The sequence below is a fragment of the Massilia sp. genome (assembly GCF_032106685.1).
Lineage (GTDB): Bacteria > Pseudomonadota > Gammaproteobacteria > Burkholderiales > Burkholderiaceae_D > Telluria.
Window position 1 is genome coordinate 253,173 of sequence record NZ_DAMCPG010000001.1, and the last position, 24,921, is coordinate 278,093.

A 24,921-nucleotide genomic window follows, 5' to 3' on the forward strand; every position below is an offset into this window, starting at 1 on the left:
ATATAATCAATTCATTATTCAGCTCATATCAATAATTGCTCGATGGATGTCGCACGTGCGATGCAGGTCTTTTCCCAGGTGGCCACGCTCGGCAGCTTCAGCCGGGCGGCCGAGCGGCTGGCGCTGCCGGCGGCCACGGTCACCCATATCGTGCAGGAGCTCGAGCGCGAACTCGGCGTGCGCCTGCTGCACCGGACCACGCGCAAGGTCACGCTGACCGACGATGGCGCGCTGTATCTCGAGCGCTGCACCCGCCTGCTTGCCGACATCGACGATGCCCAGTCGCTGTTTTCCGGTGCGCGCACGCGCCCGCGCGGCGTGGTGCGCGTCGACTTGCCCGAGCGCCTGGCGCGCCTGTCGATCATCCCGGCCCTGCCTGATTTCTTCGCGCGCTATCCCGACATCCAGATCCGCATGGCGGCCAGCGACCGCTTTGTCGACCTGGTCGGCGAAGGCGTCGACTGCGCGGTGCGGGTCGGGCCCCTGGCCGATTCGAGCCTGGTGGCGCGCCGCATTGGCGAGATGGCGCAGGTGAACTGCGCAGCGCCGGCCTATATCGCGCGCCATGGGATTCCGCTCACGCCGGCCGACCTGCCCGGACATGTCGCCGTGAGCTATTTTTCTACCCGCGCCGGGCGCGAGTTGCCGTGGGAATGGGTGGAACGGGGCGAAACCCGGCGCGTGAAGATGCAAAGTGCGATGTCGGTCAGCAGCAGCGACGCCTACCTCGCCGCCTGTCTCGCCGGTTTGGGCATGGTGCAGGTGCCGCGTCACGGCGTCGACGCGCTGCTCGCCGACGGCCGGCTGGTCGAGGTGCTGCCGGCTTACCGCCCGGCGCCGCTGCCGGTGTCGGTCGTCTATGCGCGCAACCGCCAGTTGTCGGCGCGCGTGCGCGTATTCGTCGACTGGATCTGCGAACACGGCCTGGCCGGCGCTTGGTGATTCAGTTCCAGCGTCCCGCGCGTCCGCCGATGCTGTAGCGGCCGGCGCCAAGCAGGACCAGGGCCACGGCCGCAAAGAAGAACATGCCCTGCAGTTCCAGCTCCCAGCCGCCGGTGGCGTTCAGGGCGAAGAACTGCGCCGTGTGCACCAGCAGCACGGCCACGATCATGTTGCCGGCAATGATCAGCGCGCCCAGCCGCGTCCACAGGCCGAACACGACGAATAGCGGCGCGATCACCTCGCCGACGTAGACCAGGTAGCCGATCGCCTCCGGCAGGCCCATCTTCTGCAGCGCGCCGGTGACGAAACCGATGCCGCCGACCAGCTTGGCGATACCGTGCAACAGCAGCATCAGGCCCAGCGCCAGGCGCAGCACCAGCTTGCCGAGGTCATCGTAACGAGACAGCGTTGCGGCATCCATTGCTTGCGTTTCCGTGCTCATGTCGCGCTCTCCGTGAATGTGAACAGCAGTATGCGCCGCATGGACCGCGCCGCGCGCACGTGTCGAACAGGCCGCATGGCGCACCGGACAGTCCGGTGCGCCTGCACGAACCTTACGGCCCGCCGGCCAGCACCTTGTCCGGCGTGATCGGCATGCTGCGGATGCGCTTGCCGGTGGCGTGGAAGATCGCGTTGCTGATCGCCGCCGGCACGCCGACGATGCCGATCTCGCCCACGCCCTTGGCGCCCAGGCGGCTGACGATGCGGTCGTCCTCTTCCACGAAGATGACGTCGATGTCGTGGATGTCGGCGTTCACGGCCACGTGGTACTCGGACAGGTTGTGGTTCATGAAGCGGCCATACCGGTGGTCGGTATGGCTTTCCTCGTGCAGCGCCTGGCTGATGCCCCAGACCACGCCGCCGACGATCTGGCTGCTTGCTGTCTTGGTGTTCATGATGCGTCCGGCGGCGATCGCGCTGACCGCGCGCGTGACGCGCACCACGCCGAGCTCCTCGTCCACCCGCACCTCGACGAACACCGCCGAGTGCACCATGCGCCGGTATTTGCGCTGCTTGAGCATCTGCGGCAGCATCAGGTACTGTTCCTCAAGCCTGTCGTGCCCGCTGCGCTCGACGATGGTGGCGAGCGACACCCAGGTCGACGGGTCGCGCTTCAGGCGCAGCGCGCCGTCGACGAATTCCACGTCTTTCAAACGCTTGTCGCGGAACGGAGAATCGGCGGCCGATTGGGCGTAGCGCAGCAGGGTCAGGCGCAACTTGTCGCAGGCGCCGGCCACCGCCGAGCCGACGGTCGCCACGTGCGAGGAGCCGCCTTCGACCGGCGCCGCCGGCAGGGTCGAGTCGCCCAGCTGGAAAGTCACGCGCTCGAGCGGCAGGCCCATGGCTTCGGCCGCGATCATCGCCATCACGGTATAGGTGCCGGTGCCGATGTCGCTGGCCGCGCTCGACACCACCAGCCTGCCGTCGGCGTGCATCACGGCGCTGGCGCGCGCGAACATCTGCATCGCGTCCCATACCCCGGTGGCCATGCCCCAGCCGACCAGCTCCGAGCCCTCGCGCATCGAGCGCGGTTCGAGCGGACGCTTGTCCCAGCCGAAGCGCTCGGCGCCCTGCGCGTAGCAGGCGCGCAGTTCCTTGCTCGAATACGGTTTGTCGTCGGCCGGGGAGCGCTCGGCATAGTTCTTCAGGCGCAGCGCGAGCGGGTCCATGCGCAGTTCATACGCCAGCTCGTCCATCGCGATTTCGAGCGCGACCATGCCGTGGGCCGCGCCCGGCGCGCGCATGTCCATCGGCGTGTAGTGGTCGACGCTCACCAGCTTGTAGCCGAGCTTGATGTTGTCGCAGGCGTACAGGAGGCCCGACCAGTTCACCACGACCTCGACGTAGTCCTCGATCTTCGAGGTCTCGCCGATCGCCTCGTGCATGATCGAGGTCAGGGTGCCGTCCTTCTCGGCCGCCAGCTTCACGTACTGCACGGTTTCCGGGCGGTGGCCGAAGCTGAACATCTGCTGGCGCGTCAGCACCACGCGCACCGATCGCTTCAGCTTGAGTGACGCCATCACGGCCAATGTGAGCTGGTATTGCGGGCGCAGGCCGGAACCGAAGGCGCCGCCAACATACGGGTTGCGCACCGTGACCTTGTGCTTCGGCAGGCCGAACACGTGCGAGACGTACCAGCGGCTGTTCTGTGAGCTTTGCGTCTTGTCGTAGATGGTCAAGTGACCGTCCTCGCCGCGGATCACGGTCGAGGCGAACAGTTCGAGCGGATTGTGGTGCTCGACGCCATGGTGGAACTCGGCTTCGACCCTCACCGGAGCCGCCTTCCAGGCCTTCTCGGCGTCGCCCTTTTCCGGCGGCGGCGGCTCGAAACCGGCGCGCAGCCCGGTCGGCTTGTAGGCGCGATCGAGGTTCGCGGTCATGCGCGTGTCGTGGCCCTCGTCGGCCTCGTGGTAATACACGCGCACCAGGGCGGCGCCGCGGCGCGCCGCCTCGAAGCTGTCGGCCAGCACCAGCGCCACCGGCTGCCCGCTGTAGATGACGTTGTCGTCGTAGAAGGGACGGAAGGGCGAGCCGGGCGGCGCCGTCATGTCCTTGTAGTGGATGTCGAAGGAACGCATCTTCGGGCGGTTCAGGTGGCTCATCACCTCGACCACGCCCTCCAGCGCCATCGCTTCGGCGTCGTCGATGGTCACGATGCGGCCCTTGGCGACCGTACTGCTCACCACCACGCCATACAGCAGGTCGGGCGCGAAGTGTTCGGCGGCGTAGCGGGCTTCGCCCGTCACTTTCGCGCGGCCGTCGATGCGCGAGACGGCGCTGCCGGTGCGCACCTGGCCGGTGCCCGGTTCCGCGACGGGCGCGCGCAAATCCTGGATCAGGTCAGTCATGGCGTTCTCCGGTATTGGTGACGGTGCCCTGCACCGCCGTTTCCAGCGCGCGCACGATGGTGTTGCGCGCCAGGCGGATCTTGAAGTCGTTGTGGCCCTGGCCGCGCGCGCCGTCGAGCAGCGCGTCGGCCACCTGCCGGAAGCGCTCGGCATCGGGCCTGGCGCCTTCGAGCAGCGCCTCGGCTTCCGGCCGGCGCCAGGGTTTATGGGCGACGCCGCCGAGGGCGATGCGCGCGCTCCTGATGACGCCGTCCGAACCGATGTCGAGCGCGGCTGCGACCGAGACCAGCGCGAAGGCGTACGACAGGCGCTCGCGGATCTTCAGGTAGGCCGAATGGCGGGCGTAGCGGCGCGCGTCCGGGAGCGCGATGTGGGTGATCAGCTCGTCGGCCTCGAGTACATTGTCGTACTGCGGCGCCTCGCCCGGCAGGCGGTGGAACTCGGCGAAGGGAATCGCGCGCTTGCCGCGTGCCGACTCGACGTGCACCGTCGCTTCCAGCGCGGCCAGCGCCACGCACATGTCGGACGGGTGGGTCGCGATGCACTGCTCGCTGGCGCCGAGGATCGCATGCTGGCGCGTGATGCCGCCGATCGCGGCGCAGCCGGTGTTCGGCTCGCGCTTGTTGCAGGGCGTGGCGAGGTCGTAAAAATAGTAGCAGCGGGTGCGCTGCAGCAGGTTGCCGCCGTTGCTGGCCATGTTGCGCAGCTGGGGAGACGCGCCGGCGAGAATGGCGGCGCTGAGCAGCGGATAGCGCTCGCGCACCAGCGGGTGGTAAGCGGTGTCGGCGTTGCGCGCGGTGGCGCCCAGCCGCAGGCCGCCATCCTGGTCTTCCTCGATCTTGTCGAGCGGCAGGCGGTTGATGTCGACCAGGCGGCGCGATGCCATCACGCCTTCCTTCATCAGGTCGAGCAGGTTGGTGCCGCCGGCGATGAAGCGCACGGCGTCACCGGCAAAGCTGGGGTTGTCCGCCACCTGGGCGATGGCGTCCTGGGCGTCCTCGGGCTGGGAAAAGGAAAAGGGGTTCATGCCGGCACCGTCCCCGGCACCACTGCGTGCACCGCGTTGTCCCCATCCTCGATGCCGGCGGCCGCGCAGACCGCCTTGCGGATCTGCGGATAGGCGCCGCAGCGGCAGACGTTGCCGCTCATGAGTTCGCGCACTTCGGCGGCGGTCCTGGCATTGCCTTCCTTGATCAGGCCGACGGCCGAGCAGATCTGGCCCGGCGTGCAGTAGCCGCACTGGAAGGCGTCGTTGTCGACGAAGGCCTGCTGCACCGGGTGCAGCTTCTCTCCTTCGGCCAGGCCTTCGATGGTGGTGATCTCGCGGCCGTTCTGCATCACGGCCAGCGTCATGCAGGAATTGATGCGGCGGCCGTCGACCAGCACGGTGCAGGCGCCGCACTGGCCGTGGTCGCAGCCTTTCTTCGAGCCGGTGAGGTGCAGGCGCTCGCGCAGCAGGTCCAGCAGCGTGACCCAGGCTTCGAGTTCCATCTGGTGGTCGCGGCCGTTGATGCGCAGGCTGAGCGGGTAGCGCTCGGGAGCGGGCATGATGAGTCCTTTCGGGATGATGGGGGGATGCCGGCTGCGCGCGCAGCCGGCTTCTCGGGATGCGCGGGGCATACCGTTGTGGCCCATCTTAGTATTAACTTTTATGTAACCGGCGCACAGTTTGTCAGAAGCACCGTTCGCACAGATGCGCTCAGGAGAGGTAGCTTGCCAAGCCGAACTGATCGATAAAATCGAGCAAGGCGCTCAACGCGGCGGGACGGTGGCTGCGGCCCGGATAGACGGCGTAATAGCTGTTGTCGGTGGGGGGATGCTCGGGCAGCACCAGCACGACGCCGCCGTTCTCGAGCGCGTCGCGCACCAGGAACCAGGGCAGCAAGGCAATGCCGGCGCCGGCCACGGCCAGGCCGCGCAGGGTATTCAGGTTGTTGGCGCGCAGCGTCGCGCCGGCAGCCGACACCTGGATCACCTTCCCTTCGCTGCGCAGCGGCCATTGCGGCAGCACGTCGTGCAGCAGCAACTGGTGGCGCGCGAGGTCCGCCGGCTGGCGCGGTGCGCCGTGCCGCTCCAGGTAGCGTGGCGAGGCCACCAGCACGCGCCGCACCGCGCCCACCCGGCGTGACACGAAGGACGAGTCGCCGAGCTGGCCGGTGCGCAGCGCCAGGTCGATGCGCTCGGCCACCAGGTCGAGGTGGACATCGGTGATCACGCAGTCGACCGTCACGGCGGGATAGCGCGCATGAAAGGCCGCCAGCAGCGGCGGCAGTAACAGGATGCCCGAGGCTTCGGGCGCGGTCAGGCGCAGGTTGCCGGCCGGCTCGTCGCGCAGGCGGGAGATCGCGGCGTCGGCCGCATGGGCGGCGTCGAGCATGGTCTGGCAGTGCGCGAGATACACCTGGCCGGCGGCGGTCAGGCTCAGGCGGCGCGTGGTCCGGTGCAGCAGGCGCACGCCCAGCGCCGCTTCGAGTTCGGCCACGCGCTGGCTGACCGTGGATTTCGGCAGCCCGCTCGCCAGCGCCGCGGCGGTGAAACTGCCGCTGGCGGCGACCTGCACGAACAGCGCCATGGCGTCGAGCTTCATTGTCCGCCTTTGTGGATAGTCTTTTCGGATTATAGCGACTAATCAACACAATCCCCAGGCGCTACACTTTGTCTATTCAAACCCACATCAGGAAACACCATGAAAGCCATTGCCGCATTCGCCGCCCTGCCCGCCGACCATCCGAGCGCCCTGCAAGACCTGGTGCTGGCCGATCCGGTCGCCAGCGGCCACGACCTGCTGGTCGAAGTCCACGCCGTATCCGTCAATCCGGTCGATACCAAGGTGCGCCGCGGCCTGCCGGCCGAGGGCCAGGCCGAGCCGCGCGTGCTCGGCTGGGATGCGAGCGGCATCGTGCGCGCCGTCGGACCGAGCGTGACCCTGTTCCGGCCCGGCGACCGCGTCTGGTACGCCGGCGCCATCAACCGCGCGGGCAGCAACAGCGAGCTGCACCTGGTGGACGAGCGCATCGCCGGCCGCATGCCGGCCTCGCTCGGCTTTGCCGAAGCCGCCGCCTTGCCGCTGACCGCCATCACCGCGTGGGAGCTGCTGTTCGACCGCCTGGGGCTCAAGCAAGGCGGCCACGCCGGCGAAACCTTGCTGGTGGTGGGGGCCGCGGGCGGCGTCGGCTCGATCCTGATTCAATTGGCGCGCCAGCTGACCGGCATCACCGTGATCGCCACCGCGTCGCGCGAGCAGACCCAGGCCTGGGTGCGCGACCTCGGCGCCCAGCACGTCGTCGACCACCGCCAGCCGCTCGACAAGGCGCTGCTCGACGCCGGCCTGGGCGAAGTCGACTACGCAATCAGCCTGACCCACACCGACCAGCACTTCACCGCCCTGGTCAACGCGCTCAAGCCGCAAGGCAAGCTGGCGCTGATCGACGATCCGGAACCGATCGACGTGCGCCTGCTCAAGCGCAAGAGCATCTCGCTGCACTGGGAGCTGATGTTCACCCGATCGCTGTTCGACACGCCCGACATCCAGGCCCAGCACGACCTGCTCAACGCGGTGTCGGAACTGGTCGACGCCGGGCGCATCCGCACCACGCTGGCCCAGAATTTCGGCCCGATCAATGCTGCCAACCTGCGCCGCGCGCACGCCTTTATCGAGAGTGGCGCCGCCAACGGCAAGGTCGTGCTCGAAGGTTTCGGAGCGTGATTTCATAAGCGGTTTTTCGGCGTCTCCCGGGATTTTTTGATGAGTTCGGGAAAGGTCGGAAAAACCGCCGAGTTGGCGTTGCATACTGTTTATATCGTTTATTCGGAATAAACAATATAAACCGTATTATTCTATATGGACGGGGGCGGGCGGATTGTTCGGCGGCGGGCAGTTTTCGTGAATGACCATGCCGTTCGCCATGCTTTCCTGCTGTTCCAGCGTCGGCAGTCCGACCTGCGCGCGGCGCTCGGCCACCCTGGCCCGGTCGTCCATCGGGTAAAACACCCAGTGGCAGGCATCACGCTGGCGCATCCGGGTGCTGTAGCGCTGCGGCCGCCCTTCGGCGACGGCGATGCGGTCGTCCAGCTGCGCCCAGTCGCGGCCCGGCGCTTCGCCGCGCAGCACTGCCTGTTCGAGGTGCGGCGCCGCCGTCTTCTGCAAGGCCAGATCGTCTCCGGCCTGGCGGACCAGCCGCCAGGCATCCTTGCCCGCCTGTTCGCCATGGACGCCGCGCAGCGGCCAGCCGCAGCTCGCCAGCAGCGCCTTGAGGCGGACGCCATTGCTGCGCTCGACCAGGGCCAGCTGGCTGCGGCGCCGTGCTTGCCCAGGGTCCTCGGGCGAAGCCAGCAAATCCTGGCGCCCGCGCAGGGCTGCGTCGGCGCCCGCCATGACCGCCAGATCCTGGGCGTACGCCGCGCAGGACGCGGAGCCGGCGCCCGCCTGCGCCGCGCCACACAGCAACATCGCACACAGGCCCAGGCCAGGCGCTGCTACGCACATCGTCTTCAAACGCATGAGAATGTTCACAAAAACATAATTTCCAAAGAGTAACACGCCCCGTGCGCCCGTCCTGGGCGCCTGACGCCATAATGGGCCGCTCCCCGACCGGAGGCCCGCCATGCGCCGACGTAGCGTTTTCTGCCTGTTGTTCTTCCTCTCCACCGTCCACGCGGCCCATGCGGCGAACGCGGACGAGGACGTCCTGTGGCAGCGGCTGCGCGCCGGGGACGTGGTGGTGCTGATGCGCCATGCGGCCACCACGCCGGGCATCGGCGACCCGCCCGGTTTTGCGCTCGGCAACTGCGCCACCCAGCGCAAGCTGTCCGAGGCCGGGCGGCGCGATGCGCTCGCCATCGGCGCCGCGTTTCGCGAGCGCGGCATCGATCCGGACGCGGTCTGGTCGAGCCGCTGGTGCCGCTGCCTGGACACCGCGCGCCTGGCCTTCGACCAGGCCACGCCGGAACCCGCGCTCGATTCGATCTTCAGGGACGACGATGACGCCGCCGGCGCCAAGCTGCGCACGCTACGCGCGCAGCTGGCCGCGCGCCGCGAGACCGGTCCGCTGGTGATGGTCACGCACGACGTCAACATCCGCGCCCTGACCGGGGAAACCCTGGCGCAAGGAGAGATGCTGCTGGCGGTGCCGCACGCCGATCGCCTGGAAGTGATCGGCCGCCTGAATCTCCACGCGCGGCCGCCTGCCGGCAAATGACGTGCCCTTGTCGGGTGGACGGCGTCTTCCGCACGATAGACGCGCTTCGCACGCCGGGGAAAAAGGCCGACGTACAATCGGTCCCTGTCGCGTCCCGGGAGTCCGTCATGAAACAACACCTCATGAAACGCCTGATCCTGCTCGCTGCGCTGGCCGCCGGCAGCGCCTTTGCCCACCACGGCTGGAGCGAATACCAGGCCGACAAGCCGCTCGACCTGTCCGGCACCATCGAACAGGCCGGCTACGAGCAGCCGCACGGCTTCGTGCGCCTGAAAACGGCCGATAACAAAACCTGGCTTGTCGTGCTGGCGCCGCCCTCGCGCATGGAAAGCCGCGGCTTGCCGCCCGATAAGCTGGTGCCGGGCCAGAAGGCCAGCGTCCACGGCTATCCGCACCGCAGCAAGGGCGACGAGCTGCGCGCCGAGCGCATCACCATCGAGGGCAAGACGACGGAGCTGCGCTGATGTCAGGATGGGACGCGGCGCAGTGGCTGGGCGCCACCGCGCTGTCCCGGGTCATGCGCGGCAATGCCTGGCTCTATCCGGTCGTCGAGATCGTCCACATCCTCGGCTTTGCCGTGCTGGTCGGCAGCGTGCTGCTGTTCGACCTGCGCGTGCTTGGTTGTGCGCGCGGCCTGTCGATCACGGCGCTGGCGAGTCACCTGCTGCGCTGGGCGCTGGCCAGCCTGTTGCTGGTCGTGCCGGCCGGGCTGCTGCTGTTTTCCGCCCATCCCGAGGAGCTGGCGCGCAATCCCGTGTTCCAGCTAAAACTGGTCCTGATCGCCGCCGCCGGCCTGAATGCGCTCGCTTTTCACATGTTCCCGTACCGCGGCGTCGGCGCCTGGGAGCGCGCGCTGCCGGCGCCGCCCGCGGCGCGCCTGCACGCCCTGCTGTCGATCCTGCTCTGGATCGGCGTGATCAGCTGCGGGCGCCTGCTGGCCTATGTGTAGCCGCCTGTCCGCTTCTCCTTTTCTGCTACAGTGACCGCTTCGATCAGCCTCATCCAGCCCTCCCATGCTGAAAACATCCGCCATTGCCGCGCTCGTCCTGACGGCCTGCGCCAGCCACGCCGCGCAGGCCGCGATTCCCGTCTACGGTTTCGTTGTCAAGAACACCTACCCGCACGATCCGCAAGCCTTTACCCAGGGCCTGTTCTTCCGCGACGGCCACCTGTACGAGACCACCGGCCTGACCGGCCGCTCGACGCTGCGCAAGGTGGACCTCAAAACCGGCAAGGTGCTGCAGAAGACGGACCTGCCGCCGGACGTCTTTGGCGAGGGATCGACCGCCTTCGGCGACCGGATCCTCGGCCTGACCTGGCAATCGAAGACCGGCTACGTGTTCGACGCCAAGACCTTCAGCCTGAAGGGCCGTTTCCAGTACGAGGGCGAGGGCTGGGGTCTGGCGAGCGATGCGCGCGCCATCTACATGAGCGACGGCAGCGCGCAGATCCGCGTGCTCGACCCGGCTACCCTGAAGGAAGTGCGGCGCGTGACGGTCACGGCCGAAGGCAAGCCGATCGACGCGCTCAACGAGCTGGAGGTCGTGGATGGGGAACTGTTTGCGAACGTCTGGGGCACCGACGTCATCGCGCGCATCGATCCCGCATCCGGCCGCGTGGTCGGCTGGGTCGATTTGACGAACCTGTTGCCGCGCGAAAAACGCGGCACCAGCTCGGTCGATGCCGTCCTGAACGGCATCGCCTGGGACGGCAAGCACCGCCGGCTCTACGTCACCGGCAAGCTGTGGCCCAAGCTGTTTGAAATCGAGCTGGTGCGCTTCGAGGGCAGATAGGGTTCAAGCGGTCACCGCGATCACGACCTTGCCGAAGTGCGAGCCCGATTCCATGTAGCGGTAGGCCTCTTTTGCCTGGTCGAAGGTGAACACGCGGTCGATCACGGGTTTCAGTTCGGTGACGGCGGCGAAGCGCATCACGTCTTCCAGCATCTTGCGGCTGCCGACGAAAATGCCGACCATGCGCTTGGCGCTGGCGAGCAGGGTCGCCGGATTGACTTCGCCGCCGAAGCCGCTGACGCCGCCGATGATGGCGACGCTGCCGCCCATCGCCGCCGAGGCCACCGAGCGGTTGACGGTGCCTTGTCCGCCCACTTCCAGCACCACGTCGGCTCCTCGACCGTGGGTCACGCGCAGCACTTCTTCCTGCCACTCGGGCGTGCGGCGGTAGTTGATCGTGTGGTGGGCGCCCAGCTCGCGCGCCCGCTGCAGCTTTTCGTCGCTCGAGGACGTGATGATGGTGCGCAGGCCGGCCGCCTTCGCCAGCTGCAGGCCCAGCACCGACACGCCGCCGGTGCCCAGCAGCAGCACGGTGTCGCCCGGCTTGATGTCGTTGCTCGATTCAAAAATCGCGTTCCAGGCGGTGACGCCGGCGCAGGGCATGGTCGAGGCTTCGACAAAGCTCATCTGCGGCGGAATCTTGACCAGCGCTTCCTCGTGCAGGATGACTTCCTCGGCCAGCATGCCGTCGATGTCGCCGCCCAGGGCATGGCGCACCTTTTCCGGCGCGGTGCGGCCGTCCTGCCAGTAGGGAAAGAAGGAGGCGGCCACGCGGTCGCCCACCTGCAGGTTCGTGACGCCGCTGCCGACCGCCAGGACTTCGCCGGCGCCGTCCGAGCAGGGGATGATGGGATCGTCCACGTTCACCAGATAATTACCGCTGGCAACCATGAGGTCGCGGTAGTTCAGCGACACCGCATGCACCCGCACCCGCACTTCGCCGGGCGCCAGCTCGCGCTCGGGATAATCCACGCACTGCAGTCCGTCGATATTACTGCCGGGAAGTATCTGGTAAGCCCGCATTGCTTCCTCCATGAGTTGATAATCAAGGCGGGCCATTCTACTGCGGTCCGCCAGTGCACTTCGTACGCTTACATCGGCTTGGCCACCATCAGCCAGAAGATGACGACAAAGGCGATAAACGCCGGCACGCCCAGCGCCACCCAGGTCTTGAAATAGCGCCAGTAGAGCGGCGGCAGTTCGGTATTGTTGCGTACCGCTTCGGCGGACAGGTCGCGCAGGCGCATCTGGATCCAGACTACCGGCAACCAGCAGGCGCCGGCCAGGATGTACAGGGCGATCGACCACATGATCCACTTGCTGTGCAGGGGATAACCGGCCAGGTGGATCATGTAGAAGCCGGTGAGCGGCTGGATGACGGCCGTGGTGGCGGTAAAAATCCAGTCGGCGATCACCACGTTGCGCGCGACCACGGCAATGGCGCGCACGTCGCGGCTGATGTTGGCGAACAGCATGTACCAAGCCGAGCCGATGCCGGTGCCGAACAGGAAGGTCGACGACAGGATATGCAGCCATTTCACGACGACGTACTCCATTATTTCTCCTCGAGTTCATACAGCAGCCAGATGGCGGCCAGCATCGGCAGGTTCTTGGTCAGTGGCCCGTAGGGATGCAGCAGGAATTCCGGCAGCTTCCACGCTATCACGACCGTGTAAAAACTGATCAGGGCCAATTGTGCGAGCCATAGCCAGCGCCGCCGCGGCAGAAACGCGATACCGAGCCCGAGCAGCAGGTCGAAACTGGCCGCGCCGTACAGCATCAGCGGCTGCAGGGAGGGGGGAATGCCGGTGCGGGCAAGCAGATCGTAGCTCGCCTCGACCGGATACAGCCCGAAGGAGACGATGGCGGTGACGATCCAGACCGCGACGATGCTCCAGCGCAGCACGGGCAGCAGCCAGCCCAGCTTGGCCGCGGTGCGCTCGGCCTGCGGGTCGGTCACGAACTGCGCGATCGGCGTCGGCGGCCGGCCCAGCAGGTGGGCGGTGATGGCCGGGTCGGCGGTGTTGCCGCGGTCGAGCATGCGCAGCGCATCCTCGTCGAGGATGGCGCCGGGCAGCCAGCGCCCCAGCTTGGCCATGGCGCGCGCGACAAAGCCGGGCAGCGGCAGCACGCGCAGCCTTCCCATCCCCATCGCCGCGCGCAGCGCCGCCAGGTAATCGGTGAACGACAGCGCCTGCGGCCCGACCAGCGGCACGCGCTGCGCGGTGACGCCGGGCGCGGGCGGCAGGCGGTGGCGCAGCAGAGCGACGATGGCGCCGACCACGTCGTCGATGTGCACCGGCTGCACCAGTTGCGGCGCGTTTCCGAAGCGCAACGCGAACGGCAGGCTGGCCAGCGCCTTGAACATGCGCGCGCTGGCGCCTCCCCGGCCGTACACCAGCGAAGGCTGGACGATGTATGCGCGCAACGGGAGCGAGGCGAGGAAGTCGTCGGCCGCCTTCTTGGTCAGGTGGTAGCGGGTCTCGGCGGCGCCGTCGGCGCCCAGCGCCGACAGTTGGACCACCATCTGCACGTCCTGCGATTCGGCGCAGGCGGCGAACAGCGCGCGCGGGGTTTCCAGGTGCAGGCGCTCGAAGGTCTGGCTGCCCGATTCGCGGAAAATGCCGACCGTGTTCACCACCGCGTCGATGCCGCTAAGGCGCGCCAGCCAGACGGATTTATCGGTATCTTTTGCGAAGTCAGCATGCATGTAGCTCAGGCGCGGGTCAGGGCTGGTTTTCGGCGAGCGCACCGCGCACACGACGTGGTGGCCTTCCGCGAGCAAGGCCTGCAGCAGGTGTTGTCCGATGAAGCCGCTGGCTCCCGTCAGCAAGATCCGCATGCACACTCCTTTACCGATGAATGAGGACGACACAATGACAGATTGGACGACATCGATGCAACGCGGCCTGGTCTCGGGCGCCGCTTCCAGCGTGGTTTCGACCGCGGCCCTGGCCCTGCTCGGGCGCGGCGAGGCGGGCAGCGCCTATGCCCCGACCAATGCCGTCAGCCACTGGATCTGGGGCGACGAGGCCGCCGAGCACGACGGCTTTTCGCTGAAGTATACGATCACCGGCTACGCCATCCACCACCTCAGCGCCACCTTCTGGTCGGTGCTGTTCGAGCGCCTGGCCGGCGAAAAACTCGACCGCAAGGATTTGCGCGTGACGCTCGCCGCGTCCGCCGCCACCTCGGCGTTCGCCTGCTTCGCCGACTACAAGCTCACGCCGAAGCGCCTGCAGCCGGGCTACGAGAAGCGCCTGTCGAAAAAATCGCTGGCCGGCGTCTACGCCGCCTTCGCCGTCGGCCTCGCGCTGGGCGCGATCGCCCTGCGCCGCAACCGGTAGGGGCAAGCAGCAGGCAGTCCAGGCTTGAAGAGGCGCTGTACGCGACGCGCGATGGAGGCGCGGCAAAGCGCAGGCGAAGAACCGCTGTGCGTTCAGGAAGCGTTATACAGGGTGGGTTCAAGAACCCACCCTACGACAACACGGGCCCGTAGGGTGGGTTCTTGAACCCACGCGGTACGGCGTCAGCGCAGCCGATACCCAATTGGTACCGGCCGCGCTCCATCTCAATGCGCCGCCGCCTTCTTGCCGCGCAGCTTGTTCACGACCGTCACCACCAGCAGCACCAGGCCGCCCACGATGACGCCGGCCAGCGCGTCGATCACGACCGGCGTGATCGCCTCCAGCACGCCGCCGACGCCCGGCACCGTGCCCATTTTTTCGGCGGCGCCCACGGCGAAGTGGTGCAGCGGCTCCCAGTTGTGGCCGATGATGCCGCCGCCGACCATGAACATGGCCGCCGTGCCGACGATCGACAGGAATTTCATCAGGCGCGGGGCGGCGGCCAGCAGCAGGCGGCCCAGGCCGCGCGCGAAGCCGCTCGTCTTCCTGCTCAGGTAGAGGCCGGCGTCGTCGAGCTTGACGATGCCCGCCACCAGCCCGTACACGCCGACCGTCATCACCAGCGCGATGATCACCAGCACCGAGAACTGCTGCAGGAAGGGCATCGCCGCCACCGTGCCCAGCGAAATGACGATGATTTCGGCCGACAGGATGAAGTCGGTGCGGATCGCGCCCTTGATCTTGTCCTTTTCCACCGCGCACATGTCGACGTTGCTGTCGGCCAGCGCCGCCGCCAGGCGTTCCTCGTTGGCCGCGTCCTCCTCGGCGCTGTGCAGGAATTTGTGGGCGAGCTTCTCGAAGCCCTCGTAGCAGAGGAAGGCGCCGCCGATCATCAGCAGTGGAATGATCAGCCAGGGGATGAAGGCGGAGATCAAGAGGGCCGCCGGCACCAGGATCGCCTTGTTCATCAGCGAGCCCTTGGCGACCGCCCATACCACCGGCAGCTCGCGGTCGGCCTTTACCCCGGTGACCTGCTGGGCATTCAGGGCCAGGTCGTCGCCGAGCACGCCGGCGGTCTTCTTCGCCGCCACCTTGCTCATCAGCGTGACGTCGTCGAGTACGCTTGCGATGTCGTCGAGTAATGCCAGCAAACTGCCTGCAGCCATGGGCCCTGCTCCTGTGATGTCAATATGGCAGCATCTTAACCGAGGGCAGCAGCTCCAGGCACACGGTTCAGCGCGATTTATTGCAGTTCAGGCGCGAAAAACTGCAGCTCGTCGCTTTCGCCCCCCGCCGGACGCCGACATACGTATAGTCCAGCATCGAGTGCTGCGGTACGGCAGCCTCGCCTAGCGAAGGAGACATCCATGACCCCGACCACGAACCAAGCCGCGAACCCAGCAGCGCATCAAGCCGCACACCAAGCCACTGCGCCGGTGCGCCGCACGCGTCCGCCCAAACGCAAGACCCGGATCACGATCTACCTCGACGACGAAGTGCTGACCGAGTTCCGCAACCTGTCCGAGCGCTGCGGCACCGGCTACCAGACCCTGATCAATGCCGCGCTGCGTCATCGCCTGGCGAATGCGGGGACGGAGACGGGCTTGCTCTGATCCGGCAGGATCGTCGAACCCGGCAGCGCCATCGCCAACCATCGCCGCGTGGGCGGAGAATCCGCCCACCCGACGGTTGCGGCGCGCCGGATTGCGCCGATTTCGCAGGAAGCCCGTCTTTTAAGCCTTCCCGGGAAACGACGGCCGTTGCGCACGGCCGCGCGAAAGATTACAACTGGCAATTTTTTGTGCTAATCTTTCCGCTCTTTCAACCCCGGAGGCACCATGAAAAAAGGCGAACTGATCGCTGAATTTGCCAAGCGTACCGACATGTCGGGTACCGCGGCCAACGTTGCGGTCAACACGATCATCGAGATCATCACCGAGCGTCTGAAAAAAGGCGACACGGTCGGCATCACCGGCTTCGGCACCTTCTCGGTGACCAAGCGCGCAGCCCGCAAGGGCCGCAACCCGGCAACCGGCGACGTCATCAAGATCGCCGCATCGAAGACCCCGCGTTTCTCGGCCGGCGCGACCCTGAAGGCCGCCGTCAACCCGCGCAAGAAGTAATATCGCATGCCACGGCAGGGCGCCGCGGCTTGACGCCGCGCGCCCTGCCGTTTCCCGTTTTCCTTCTCTTTTCTCCCGCTTTTCCCCTTTCCTTCCCCGAGTTGCCAGCATGAGTTTCGCCACCTGGATCGCCTTCGTCATCGCCGGCACCGTCATCGCCATTTCGCCGGGATCGGGCGCCGTCCTGTCGATGTCCCACGGCCTGGCCTATGGCGTCCGGAAAGCCAGCGCCACCGTGCTCGGCCTGCAGCTGGGACTGATCCTGGTGCTGGCGATCGCCGGCGCCGGCGTCGGCTCGCTGCTGCTGGCCTCGGAAACCGCCTTCACCGTGGTGAAGGTGATCGGCGCGCTGTACCTGATCTATCTGGGCGTGTCGCAGTGGCGCTCGAAGGCCGACTCCGGCCCGATGGCGAGCAGCGCCGGCCTGGCCGCGCACCCGTCCGTCAAGAAGCGCGTGCTGACCGGCTTCCTCACCAACGCCACCAACCCGAAGGGCATCATTTTCATGGTCGCGGTGCTGCCCCAGTTCATTTCGAAGGACGCGCCGCTGCTGCCGCAACTGCTGATCCTGGGCGTGACCATGGTCACCATCGACAGCCTGGTCATGCACGGCTACGCCGCGCTGGCGGCCTCGATGCAGCGCCTGTTCCGCGACGCGCGCGCGGTGCGCATCCAGAACCGCTTCTTCGGCGCGGTGCTGGTCGTCGTCGGTTCGATGCTGTTCTTCGTTAAGCGCGGCGCGCAAGGCTGATGTTTCGCTCGCGCACAAGTTGCAACCGACTGTAACCCGCGTTGCCCCGGCGCCCTTCCTGCGTTGTAATCGGGTAGACGCCCACCGTCCCACGCCCGGAGCCCCATCATGAAACCACGTTTTCTGAAGACCGCAACGCTCCTGGCGCTTGCGCTCGGCGCCGCGCTCGCCGCGCAGCCGGCGCTGGCGGACGATCCGCCGGCACGGGTCGGGCGCATCGCCCTCACCCAGGGCGAGGTCAGCATCAGCGCCGGTCCCGGCGACAGCCCGAGCAGCGCCCTGGTCAACTGGCCGCTCACCTCAAGCAACACCATCACCACCGCGCCGGGCGCGCGCACCGAGCTGCGCGTCGGCTCGACCGCGATCCGGCTCGACGGCGACTCCGCGCTCGAGGTGGTCCAGCTCGACGACGACAACTTGCGCCTGCGCCTGCACTACGGCAGCGCCAGCATCCGCATCGTGAACGCCGACGTGCTGCCCGGCTTCGAGCTGACCACGCCCGAGGGCCGCGTGCTGCTGCAGGAGCCGGGCCGCCTGCGTGTGGACGCCGGGCGCGAGCCCGATACCAGCAGCGTCAACGTGTTCGACGGCGTCGCCATCGTCGAAGGCGGCGGCGAGCGCCTGACCGTGCGCGCCGGCCGCCGCGCCGACATCGAGGGCCTGGACCTGCGCACCACGCAGGCCGTGCGCGACGCCTTCGACGACTGGGCCGCGGGACGCGACCGCGCCGCCGACGCCGTACTCGCCACCCGCTACATCCCGCCGGAAATGACCGGCTACGAGGAGCTCGACCGCTACGGCAGCTGGAGCAACGACAGCGAATACGGCACGCTCTGGATGCCGTCGGTCGCAGCCGATTGGGTACCCTACCGCGACGGCCGCTGGACCTGGATCGCTCCCTGGGGCTGGACCTGGGTCGACAACGCGCCCTGGGGCTATGCGCCCTTCCACTACGGCCGCTGGGTCCACGTGAACCGGCGCTGGGCCTGGGCCCCGGGCCGCCACGACCGCCATCCGGTGTGGTCGCCGGCGCTGGTCGGCTGGGTCGGCGGCAGCGGCTGGAACCTGAATGTCAATGCCCGCCCGGCGCCGGGCCAGGGCTGGTACCCGCTGGCGCCGCACGAACGCTACGTGCCCGGCTACCGCTTGTCGGACGAGCGCCTGCGGCGCCTGAACTGGCAGGGCTGGCGCGACCGCGACGGCGGCAAGCGCGACGGCGGCAAGCGTGACTACCGCCGCGAGGGCCTGACCGTGGTGCCGCAGGACCGTTTCAACCGGCGCGGCGAGGTCGTGGTGCCGCGCGAGCCGCGCGTGACGCCGCCGGCCGACTGGCAGCGCGCCCCGGTGGCGCTGCCGCCGACGCCGCCGGTGATCTGGCACAGCGGCGGCGGCGAGAACCGCCGCGCCGAAGGCAGAGATGGACGGCGCGACTGGCTGCGCGGCGACCGGCGCGGCGCCAGCCCGGCGCCGCAGGCGGCAGCGGTGCTCGGTACCCAGCCGGCGCCGGTGGCGGCCGGCACGCAGCCGGTCCAGCAGGCGATTTCACAGCCGGGCGTGATCACGACCGCGCCGCCGGTCTTGAATGGCGGCGCACAGGACGAGCGCCGCCGCGAAGCGCGCGCCGCGTTCGAGGATGCGCGCCGCCAGCGCTACCAGCAGCAAGCCGAGAGCGGCGGTGCGGTCGGCGTGATCGGCGCTCCCGCGCGGCGTCCGGCGATGCCGGTGCCGACCCTCTCCACCGAGCCGGCGCCGCCGTCGGCCCGGCATGGCGGCGGCCGCGCCGTCTTCGAGGCCGCCGCGGGGATGCGGGCGCAGCGGGAACAGCAGGCAATGCAGGCGCAGCAGGCAATGCAGGCGCAGCAGGCGCCGGTCGCGGTGGCGCCGCCGCCGCCCCGCGCGATGCCGAGCGCGCCGCGGGCGATGCCGACGCCGTCGGCGGTGGTGTCGCCGCCGCCGCCGCCGGTTTCGGCGCCGGCGCCGGTTGCCGCGCCGGACCGGAGCGAAGCGGCGCCCTCCCAGCCGAGGCATATCGACAGCGGCATGCGCCGCGGCATCCCGCGCCAGATGGAACGCTGATCCGGCGCGCCGAACCGGACGCCGGCGATACGCCGTCGGCGCGCATTGGCTACAATGTGCTTTTGCACTGGAATTGCATATGGACCCGAAAGAATCCCTCATCGAATACCCGAGCGACTTCCCGATCAAGGTGATGGGCCCGACGCACGAGACCTTCGCCGCCACCATCGTCGAGGTGGTGATGGGCTTCGACCCGACCTTCCACCACGGCCGCATGGAAGTGCGTCCTTCCGGCAAGGGCAACTACACGGGCCTGACCTGCATCGTGCGCGCCACCAGCCGCGAGCAGCTCGACGACATCTATCGCACCCTGTCGTCGCACCCGATGGTGAAGATCGTTCTGTAAAGTAAGACTATCCGGTGCCCCGGCACTGCCGGGGGCACTGGCTTATAATGTCGGGGCTGTTCCACACTCCGACCAGACCCCATGCACCCGACCCGTCCCGCCAGCCCGATCATCCGCGAGCTGGGCCGCGCCGACTACGAGCCCACTTTCGCCGCCATGCGCGCCTTCACCGATGCGCGCACGCCCGATACGCCGGACGAATTGTGGATCGTCGAGCATCCGCCGGTGTTCACGCTGGGCCTGGGCGCCGACCGCGGGCACCTGCTGGCCGGCCCGGGCGTGCCGGCGCACGCCATCCCCGTGGTGCAGACCGACCGCGGCGGCGAGGTGACTTACCACGGTCCCGGCCAGGTCGTGATCTACCTGCTGATGGACCTGCGCCGCAACAAGCCGGGCGGCAAGTTATACGCCCGACAATTTGTGGCGAAAATCGAACAGGCGGTCATCGACGTGCTGGCGGCGTATAATCTTGGCGGCGAGCGCATCGCCGGCGCCCCCGGCATCTATATCGCCGACGGCCCGCGCAAGGGCGCGAAGATCGCCGCGCTCGGCCTCAAGGTGCGCGGCAACGGCTGCACCTATCACGGGGTGTCGCTGAACGTGGCGATGGACCTGGCGCCGTTCTCGTGGATCAATCCCTGCGGTTACTCGGGCCTGGCCACGGTCGACATGCGCAGCATGGGCATCGAGGCGCCGCTGGCCGACGTGCAGCAGGCGCTGGCGCGCGAACTGGTGCGCCACCTGTCCCAGCCGATCGAAGCGACAGCGGCCGACGTTGCCGACAATTCGCCGCGAACCGAACAAACCAACTGAGCCCTTCCGGGCATGAGCGACATGACTACCGAAACCGACACCGGTGTGACTCCCGCAAACAACGCCGCCTACAACGCCAGCGAAAAGCAGAAGGGCGCCAGCAAGACGTCGCGCATCCCGATCAAGATCGTGCCGATCGCCGACGGCGAACGCCTCAAAAAACCGGACTGGATCCGCGTGAAGGCCGCGACCGCCTCGTCGCGCTTCTACGAGATCAAGGACATCCTGCGCGCGAACAACCTGGTCACCGTCTGCGAAGAGGCCAGCTGCCCGAACATCGGCGAATGCTTCGGCAAGGGCACCGCGACCTTCATGATCATGGGCGACAAGTGCACCCGCCGCTGCCCGTTCTGCGACGTGGGCCACGGCCGTCCGGACCCGCTCGACGTCAACGAGCCGGGCAACCTGGCCAAGACCATCGCCGACCTGCGCCTCTCCTACGTCGTGATCACCTCGGTCGACCGCGACGACCTGCGCGACGGCGGCGCCGGCCACTTCGTCGAGTGCATCCAGAAGACGCGCGCGCTGTCGCCGAGCACTAAGATCGAAGTGCTGGTGCCGGACTTCCGCGGCCGCCTCGAAAAGGCCCTGAACATCTTCGCCGACGGCTTGCCGGACGTGATGAACCACAACCTGGAAACCGTGCCGCGCCTGTACAAGGAAGCGCGCCCGGGCGCCGACTACAAGCACTCGCTGGAACTGCTGCGCGACTTCAAGGCCAAGTACCCGAACGCCGTTACCAAGTCCGGCATCATGGTCGGCCTGGGCGAGACCGACGAGGAAATCCTGGAAGTGATGCGCGACCTGCGCGCCCACGACGTCGACATGCTGACCATCGGCCAGTACCTGGCGCCGTCGAACTCGCACCTGCCGGTGCGCCGCTACGTGCACCCGGACCAGTTCAAGAAGTTCGAGGAAGCGGCCTACGAGATGGGCTTCGTGCACGCCGCCGTCGGCGCGATGGTGCGTTCCTCGTACCACGCGGACCAGCAGGCGCACGACGCGGGCGTGGCGGCATAAACTGCCGTTATCGGTCTTCGGAAAGACGGCCTCCGGATGGAGGCCGTTTTTTTTGGGGCGGGCGCATGTCCGTCCTGAACCGTGCCCGTTTTCCTTCCGCGATATAGTGATAACAACCAGACATCGCATTCACGACACATGAGCCATTCCCGCGACAACGACAATCCCGAGATGGATACCGGCGACGACGCCTTCCTCGAACAGGACATGGGGCTGGCCGCGCGCGGCATCGCGCTGGTCAAGATGGAAGGCCGCGTCTTCCTGCGCTTCTCCGGCGAAGTGAAGTACGAGGGCCTGCGCGTGCGCTACGCGCTGGTGCCTTCGCGCGGCGTGCTGGCCAAGCCGAGCAAGTGGCGCAAGATGGACATGCAGGCGCGCCGCGAACTGATCGAGGAGAGGACGGGCGACAAGGCGATCGCCGAATTGCAGGTCGACACCGAGGAATTCGTGCGCGAGATCGCCGACGAGGCGGATGATGCCGGCTTCGATCCGCGCGTGTTCCTGGGCGTGCTCGACGAGCTGGAAACCTCGGAACCGGCCGAGTACGTGTTCGACCGCATTCGCCAGCGCGTTACCCACGCCATCGAGCGCGAGCAGGAAGAACGCCACGCCGCGCGCACCAAGGAAAGCATCAATCTGGCCGAATACCCGCAATCGTTCGAGGCGGCGAGCCGCCTGCCGCGCAAGTTCATCGCCCTGCTCGGCCCGACCAACTCGGGTAAGACCCACCGCGCGATGGAGGCGCTGGCGAAGGCCGCCAGCGGCGTCTATCTCGCTCCGCTGCGCCTGCTGGCGCTGGAAAACTACGAGCGCCTGCAGGCGGCACGTCCGCACGGCGAGGAACTCAAAGTCAGCCTGGTCACGGGCGAAGAGCGCCGCATCGCCGAGGGCAGCACCCACGTCGCCAGCACGGTCGAGATGCTCGACACCAAAACGCCGGTCGAGGTGGCGGTGATCGACGAGATCCAGATGCTGGCCGACCGCGACCGCGGCGCGGCCTGGACCGCCGCCGTCTGCGGCGCGCCCGCCAACACCGTCTACCTGGTCGGCGCGCCGGAAGCGCGGCGCGCGATCGAGGCCCTGGCCGACCGCCTGGAAGTGCCGCTCGAGGTGCACGTGCTGAAACGCATGGCGCCGCTGGCGATGGAGCCGTCGCCGGTGCGTAAATTGTCGAACCTGCGCCGCGGCGACGCCGTCATCGCCTTTTCGCGGCGCGAGGTGCTGATGTGGCGCGACATGATCACTGAAAAGGGTTTATCCGTTGCCACCGTCTACGGCAACCTGTCGCCGGAAGTGCGGCGCGCCCAGGCCGAGCGTTTCAGGGAGGGGCAGGCCGACATCGTGGTCGGCACCGACGCGCTGGCCATGGGCCTGAACATGCCGATCGCGCGCATCGTCATGACCACCGCCGTGAAGTACAACGGTTATGAAGAGGAAGAGATCTCGGCGGCGCTGGCCAAGCAGATCGCCGGCCGCGCCGGGCGCTACGGCGTGCACGAAGAGGGCTTTGTCGCCGGCTACGACGACGATACCCACGAGGTGATGCGCGCGCTGATGAAAGAGAAGATTCCGCCGGTGCCGACCAGTGGCTTCGCGGTCGCGCCCTCGCTCGAGCAGTTGCACCGCATCTCGGCCGTCACCGGCGAGACCTCGCTGGTCAAATTGCTCAAGCGCTTCGTCCACAACATCGACGTGCCGGACGGCTTTTTCTATCCGAAGATTACCGAGGAGCAGAACGAGCGCGCCGAATGGCTCGACACGTTACCGCTGTCGATCGCCGAGAAATTCATGCTCTCGCTGGTGCCGATCTCGACCAGGGTGCCGATGCTGCAAAGCGCCTGGGAGCACTGGTCCTTGTCGCTGGCGAAGAAGAAGATCTGCAAGCTGCAGCCGCACACCCAGGAACTGTTCTGGATGAATTTGCAGGAAGTCGAGGACACCTGCCGCATGTACTCGGCCTATGCCTGGCTGGGCTACCGCCAGCCGGACTTCTTCCCCAGCATCGAGGAAGCCCAGCAACTGGCGCGCGAGGCGGCCGAGCGGGTCGATGCGATCCTGCAGCAGCAGAATTCGGCCTCGCGCCGGCGCCAGGCGGGCGGCGGAAAGCATGCAGGGGCAGGCGGGAAGCAGAAGCGGCGCGCGTAAGAGGTACTTGGCTGTGCTGGTTTGCCTATTGTTCGCGTTATTGAGGATGTCAGCGGAAAATCGTAGGGTGGGCGCCCCGTGCCCACGCGAACACGTGCATGGCGTTGGCATCATTAAAGAACCGTAGGGTGGGCATCCCGTGCCCACGCGAAAGCGTGCATAACGTTGGCATGATTGAAGCCGTGTGGCCCGCATGGTGACGCCGCATCTCATCGCATAACCCAACATTTAAGCGCAGCCAACACGCCGCGACGTTCCGCGCGGGCACGGAGTGTCCGCCCTACGTTCAGCGCATGGCCGCGAGCACGTGTACGATGACGAATTCCTCATCATCCACTTGCGAACATGAACAAGAAACTGACTCCCGAAATCTTCAACGAACGCGGCGGCGGTACCCTGCCCGCCTACCTGGGCATCGAGATCACGGAGGTCGCCGAGGGCCGCATCGCCGCGCGCCTGCCAATTCAACCCCATTTGCTGGCGCCGAACGGCTACCTGCACGCGGGCAGCGTGGTGACCCTGGCCGACACCGCCGCCGGCTATGCCTGCATGGCCCACCTGCCGGAAGGCGGCCAGAGTTTCACCACCATCGAATTGAAATCAAACCACCTCGGCACCGCGCGCGAAGGCGCGATCGCGGCCGTCGCCACGCCGGCGCACCTGGGCCGCACGACGCAGGTGTGGGACGTCACCGTGACGGACGAGGCGAATGGCAAGACCATCGCCCTGTTCCGCTGCACCCAGATGATCCTGTATCCGAAATAAAACGACTCCATTTTCGGACATAAATAAGTCCGAAACTGGAGTGATCAAGGCGCCGGCGGGAGGCAGACCGCGGTCACCCCGGCCGCGGTGGCGCCGACGGCCGGCAGGTCGGACGGCGACTTGCCGTTGCCGACCAGGATGGCGTCCTGGCCCTTGTAGCTGAGCTGCAATTGTTCGCCGGCATAGCCCTCGAGTTCCTTGGGAACGAACACCGCAAAGCGGTAGTTCAGGTCGGGATAGAAACCGCTCTGGAAGATCTGCTCGGGCGGCCCTTCCTGGATCTCGGCGGCAATGGCGTCGAGAATGGGGAGCGTGTCGCCGGCATTGTTCAGGTCGACCTGGCCCTGGTAGCGCAGGCTGTAGGGCGGCAGGCCGCCAATGTCGCGTCCCTGGTAGGTCACGCGGAAATTGTTGACGTTGTAATGGAAGCCGCGCACGGATTGCTCGGCCACGTCGACATTGCACAGCAAGAAAATGGCCCAGAAGCCCTTGGAATCGACCGGCGCCAGGTAGCCGACGCGGTACAGCGCCGCCGACAGCGCGATCGGATTGGTGAAGCGGATTTCGTGCGCGTTGGCCACGTGCTGGTAGTGCAGGACAGCATCGGCCTTGCGTGGCGGCTGCGCACATCCGGCGAGCGCCAGCATGCCGGCGGCAATAGCTGTCGTGCGAAGAAAGTGACCCATTACATCTCCTTTACGAGCATGACCACGGGTTTGCGGTCAGCGAACGCGTCAAGCTTGGCCGATTCCG

The 24,921-nt window shown here is 67.3% G+C and carries 27 protein-coding genes; 16 read left to right on the forward strand and 11 right to left on the reverse strand.

The window, feature by feature from the left end; translation table 11 throughout:
• Nucleotides 1–42 precede the first annotated feature (42 nt).
• A complete protein-coding gene (locus RT688_RS01120; protein WP_313703011.1) occupies nucleotides 43–942 on the forward strand; it encodes a LysR family transcriptional regulator in 900 nt (299 codons plus the stop codon).
• 1 nt (nucleotide 943) lies between these two features.
• Here the strand turns inward: RT688_RS01120 and RT688_RS01125 are convergent, their stop codons facing one another.
• The 5 genes from RT688_RS01125 to RT688_RS01145 form a co-directional block, all read right to left on the reverse strand.
• On the reverse strand, nucleotides 944–1,384 hold the full coding sequence (locus RT688_RS01125; RefSeq protein WP_409521859.1) for a DoxX family protein: 441 nt from the start codon (nucleotides 1,382–1,384) through the stop codon (nucleotides 944–946).
• A 112-nt stretch (nucleotides 1,385–1,496) separates the two neighbouring features.
• Nucleotides 1,497–3,791, reverse strand: coding sequence for a xanthine dehydrogenase family protein molybdopterin-binding subunit (locus RT688_RS01130; protein WP_313703012.1), 2,295 nt, complete (start codon nucleotides 3,789–3,791; stop codon nucleotides 1,497–1,499).
• Complete coding sequence (locus tag RT688_RS01135) at nucleotides 3,784–4,818, reverse strand: xanthine dehydrogenase family protein subunit M (protein ID WP_313703013.1); 1,035 nt, start codon at nucleotides 4,816–4,818, stop codon at nucleotides 3,784–3,786. Before RT688_RS01135 ends, RT688_RS01130 begins: the two co-directional genes overlap by 8 nt.
• Nucleotides 4,815–5,339: a 2Fe-2S iron-sulfur cluster-binding protein gene (locus RT688_RS01140; RefSeq protein WP_313703014.1), complete on the reverse strand. Its 525-nt coding sequence runs from the start codon at nucleotides 5,337–5,339 to the stop codon at nucleotides 4,815–4,817. Before RT688_RS01140 ends, RT688_RS01135 begins: the two co-directional genes overlap by 4 nt.
• 151 nt (nucleotides 5,340–5,490) lie before the next feature.
• Nucleotides 5,491–6,378 (reverse strand): LysR family transcriptional regulator, encoded by an 888-nt coding sequence (locus RT688_RS01145; protein ID WP_313703015.1) that lies wholly within the window; start codon nucleotides 6,376–6,378, stop codon nucleotides 5,491–5,493.
• Between the two features lie 99 nt (nucleotides 6,379–6,477).
• Between RT688_RS01145 and RT688_RS01150 the strand changes: the two genes are divergently transcribed.
• The gene (locus RT688_RS01150; protein WP_313703016.1) at nucleotides 6,478–7,497 is read left to right on the forward strand and encodes a zinc-binding alcohol dehydrogenase family protein; all 1,020 of its coding nucleotides are present in this window, start codon (nucleotides 6,478–6,480) and stop codon (nucleotides 7,495–7,497) included.
• 126 nt (nucleotides 7,498–7,623) lie between these two features.
• On the opposite strand, the gene RT688_RS01155 is transcribed toward RT688_RS01150, so the two are convergent.
• Entirely contained in the window at nucleotides 7,624–8,304 is a 681-nt protein-coding gene (locus RT688_RS01155; protein WP_313703017.1) for a DUF6624 domain-containing protein, read from the reverse strand.
• A 91-nt stretch (nucleotides 8,305–8,395) separates the two neighbouring features.
• Here RT688_RS01155 and RT688_RS01160 point away from each other — a divergent pair, with 91 nt between their 5' ends.
• From RT688_RS01160 to RT688_RS01175, 4 genes are all read left to right on the forward strand, one after another.
• Nucleotides 8,396–8,989 carry a histidine phosphatase family protein gene (locus RT688_RS01160; RefSeq protein WP_313703018.1) on the forward strand — a complete coding sequence of 198 codons (594 nt, stop codon included), beginning with the start codon at nucleotides 8,396–8,398 and terminating at the stop codon, nucleotides 8,987–8,989.
• 107 nt (nucleotides 8,990–9,096) lie between these two features.
• Nucleotides 9,097–9,453, forward strand: coding sequence for a DUF6152 family protein (locus RT688_RS01165; RefSeq protein ID WP_313703019.1), 357 nt, complete (start codon nucleotides 9,097–9,099; stop codon nucleotides 9,451–9,453).
• Nucleotides 9,453–9,938 carry a DUF6644 family protein gene (locus tag RT688_RS01170; RefSeq protein ID WP_313703020.1) on the forward strand — a complete coding sequence of 162 codons (486 nt, stop codon included), beginning with the start codon at nucleotides 9,453–9,455 and terminating at the stop codon, nucleotides 9,936–9,938. Before RT688_RS01165 ends, RT688_RS01170 begins: the two co-directional genes overlap by 1 nt.
• Nucleotides 9,939–10,002: 64 nt before the next feature.
• Nucleotides 10,003–10,782 carry a glutaminyl-peptide cyclotransferase gene (locus tag RT688_RS01175; RefSeq protein WP_313703021.1) on the forward strand — a complete coding sequence of 260 codons (780 nt, stop codon included), beginning with the start codon at nucleotides 10,003–10,005 and terminating at the stop codon, nucleotides 10,780–10,782.
• A gap of 3 nt (nucleotides 10,783–10,785) precedes the next feature.
• Here RT688_RS01175 and RT688_RS01180 read toward each other — a convergent pair whose 3' ends face one another.
• The 3 genes from RT688_RS01180 to RT688_RS01190 all read right to left on the reverse strand — a co-directional run bounded on the left by RT688_RS01180 (nucleotide 10,786) and on the right by RT688_RS01190 (nucleotide 13,624).
• On the reverse strand, nucleotides 10,786–11,805 hold the full coding sequence (locus tag RT688_RS01180; RefSeq protein WP_313703022.1) for an NAD(P)-dependent alcohol dehydrogenase: 1,020 nt from the start codon (nucleotides 11,803–11,805) through the stop codon (nucleotides 10,786–10,788).
• Between the two features lie 68 nt (nucleotides 11,806–11,873).
• Nucleotides 11,874–12,338, reverse strand: a complete 465-nt coding sequence (locus tag RT688_RS01185; RefSeq protein WP_313703023.1) for a DUF2269 domain-containing protein — start codon at nucleotides 12,336–12,338, stop codon at nucleotides 11,874–11,876.
• Complete coding sequence (locus RT688_RS01190; RefSeq protein WP_313703024.1) at nucleotides 12,338–13,624, reverse strand: SDR family oxidoreductase; 1,287 nt, start codon at nucleotides 13,622–13,624, stop codon at nucleotides 12,338–12,340. The genes RT688_RS01185 and RT688_RS01190 overlap by 1 nt, the downstream gene beginning before the upstream one ends.
• Before the next feature lie 55 nt (nucleotides 13,625–13,679).
• Between RT688_RS01190 and RT688_RS01195 the strand changes: the two genes are divergently transcribed.
• Nucleotides 13,680–14,129 (forward strand): hypothetical protein, encoded by a 450-nt coding sequence (locus RT688_RS01195; RefSeq protein ID WP_313703025.1) that lies wholly within the window; start codon nucleotides 13,680–13,682, stop codon nucleotides 14,127–14,129.
• A 224-nt stretch (nucleotides 14,130–14,353) separates the two neighbouring features.
• Here the strand turns inward: RT688_RS01195 and RT688_RS01200 are convergent, their stop codons facing one another.
• A complete protein-coding gene (locus RT688_RS01200) occupies nucleotides 14,354–15,295 on the reverse strand; it encodes a DUF808 domain-containing protein (protein ID WP_313703026.1) in 942 nt (313 codons plus the stop codon).
• A gap of 201 nt (nucleotides 15,296–15,496) precedes the next feature.
• Between RT688_RS01200 and RT688_RS01205 the strand changes: the two genes are divergently transcribed.
• From RT688_RS01205 to RT688_RS01245, 9 genes are all read left to right on the forward strand, one after another.
• Nucleotides 15,497–15,742: a BrnA antitoxin family protein gene (locus RT688_RS01205; protein WP_313703027.1), complete on the forward strand. Its 246-nt coding sequence runs from the start codon at nucleotides 15,497–15,499 to the stop codon at nucleotides 15,740–15,742.
• A 225-nt stretch (nucleotides 15,743–15,967) separates the two neighbouring features.
• A complete protein-coding gene (locus RT688_RS01210; RefSeq protein WP_313703028.1) occupies nucleotides 15,968–16,252 on the forward strand; it encodes an HU family DNA-binding protein in 285 nt (94 codons plus the stop codon).
• A gap of 109 nt (nucleotides 16,253–16,361) precedes the next feature.
• On the forward strand, nucleotides 16,362–17,003 hold the full coding sequence (locus tag RT688_RS01215) for a LysE family transporter (RefSeq protein WP_313703029.1): 642 nt from the start codon (nucleotides 16,362–16,364) through the stop codon (nucleotides 17,001–17,003).
• A 108-nt stretch (nucleotides 17,004–17,111) separates the two neighbouring features.
• Nucleotides 17,112–19,079 carry a DUF6600 domain-containing protein gene (locus RT688_RS01220; RefSeq protein ID WP_313703030.1) on the forward strand — a complete coding sequence of 656 codons (1,968 nt, stop codon included), beginning with the start codon at nucleotides 17,112–17,114 and terminating at the stop codon, nucleotides 19,077–19,079.
• 79 nt (nucleotides 19,080–19,158) lie between these two features.
• The gene (locus RT688_RS01225) at nucleotides 19,159–19,425 is read left to right on the forward strand and encodes a DUF493 family protein (RefSeq protein ID WP_313703031.1); all 267 of its coding nucleotides are present in this window, start codon (nucleotides 19,159–19,161) and stop codon (nucleotides 19,423–19,425) included.
• An 81-nt stretch (nucleotides 19,426–19,506) separates the two neighbouring features.
• Nucleotides 19,507–20,238 (forward strand): lipoyl(octanoyl) transferase LipB, encoded by a 732-nt coding sequence (lipB, locus tag RT688_RS01230; RefSeq protein ID WP_313703032.1) that lies wholly within the window; start codon nucleotides 19,507–19,509, stop codon nucleotides 20,236–20,238.
• 21 nt (nucleotides 20,239–20,259) lie between these two features.
• Nucleotides 20,260–21,258, forward strand: a complete 999-nt coding sequence (gene lipA, locus RT688_RS01235; protein WP_409521860.1) for a lipoyl synthase — start codon at nucleotides 20,260–20,262, stop codon at nucleotides 21,256–21,258.
• Nucleotides 21,259–21,396: 138 nt separating this feature from the next.
• A complete protein-coding gene (locus tag RT688_RS01240; protein ID WP_313703034.1) occupies nucleotides 21,397–23,403 on the forward strand; it encodes a helicase-related protein in 2,007 nt (668 codons plus the stop codon).
• A 345-nt stretch (nucleotides 23,404–23,748) separates the two neighbouring features.
• On the forward strand, nucleotides 23,749–24,168 hold the full coding sequence (locus tag RT688_RS01245) for a PaaI family thioesterase (RefSeq protein ID WP_313703035.1): 420 nt from the start codon (nucleotides 23,749–23,751) through the stop codon (nucleotides 24,166–24,168).
• A gap of 44 nt (nucleotides 24,169–24,212) precedes the next feature.
• Here the strand turns inward: RT688_RS01245 and RT688_RS01250 are convergent, their stop codons facing one another.
• On the reverse strand, nucleotides 24,213–24,854 hold the full coding sequence (locus RT688_RS01250; RefSeq protein WP_313703036.1) for a hypothetical protein: 642 nt from the start codon (nucleotides 24,852–24,854) through the stop codon (nucleotides 24,213–24,215).
• Between the last annotated feature and the right edge of the window lie 67 nt (nucleotides 24,855–24,921).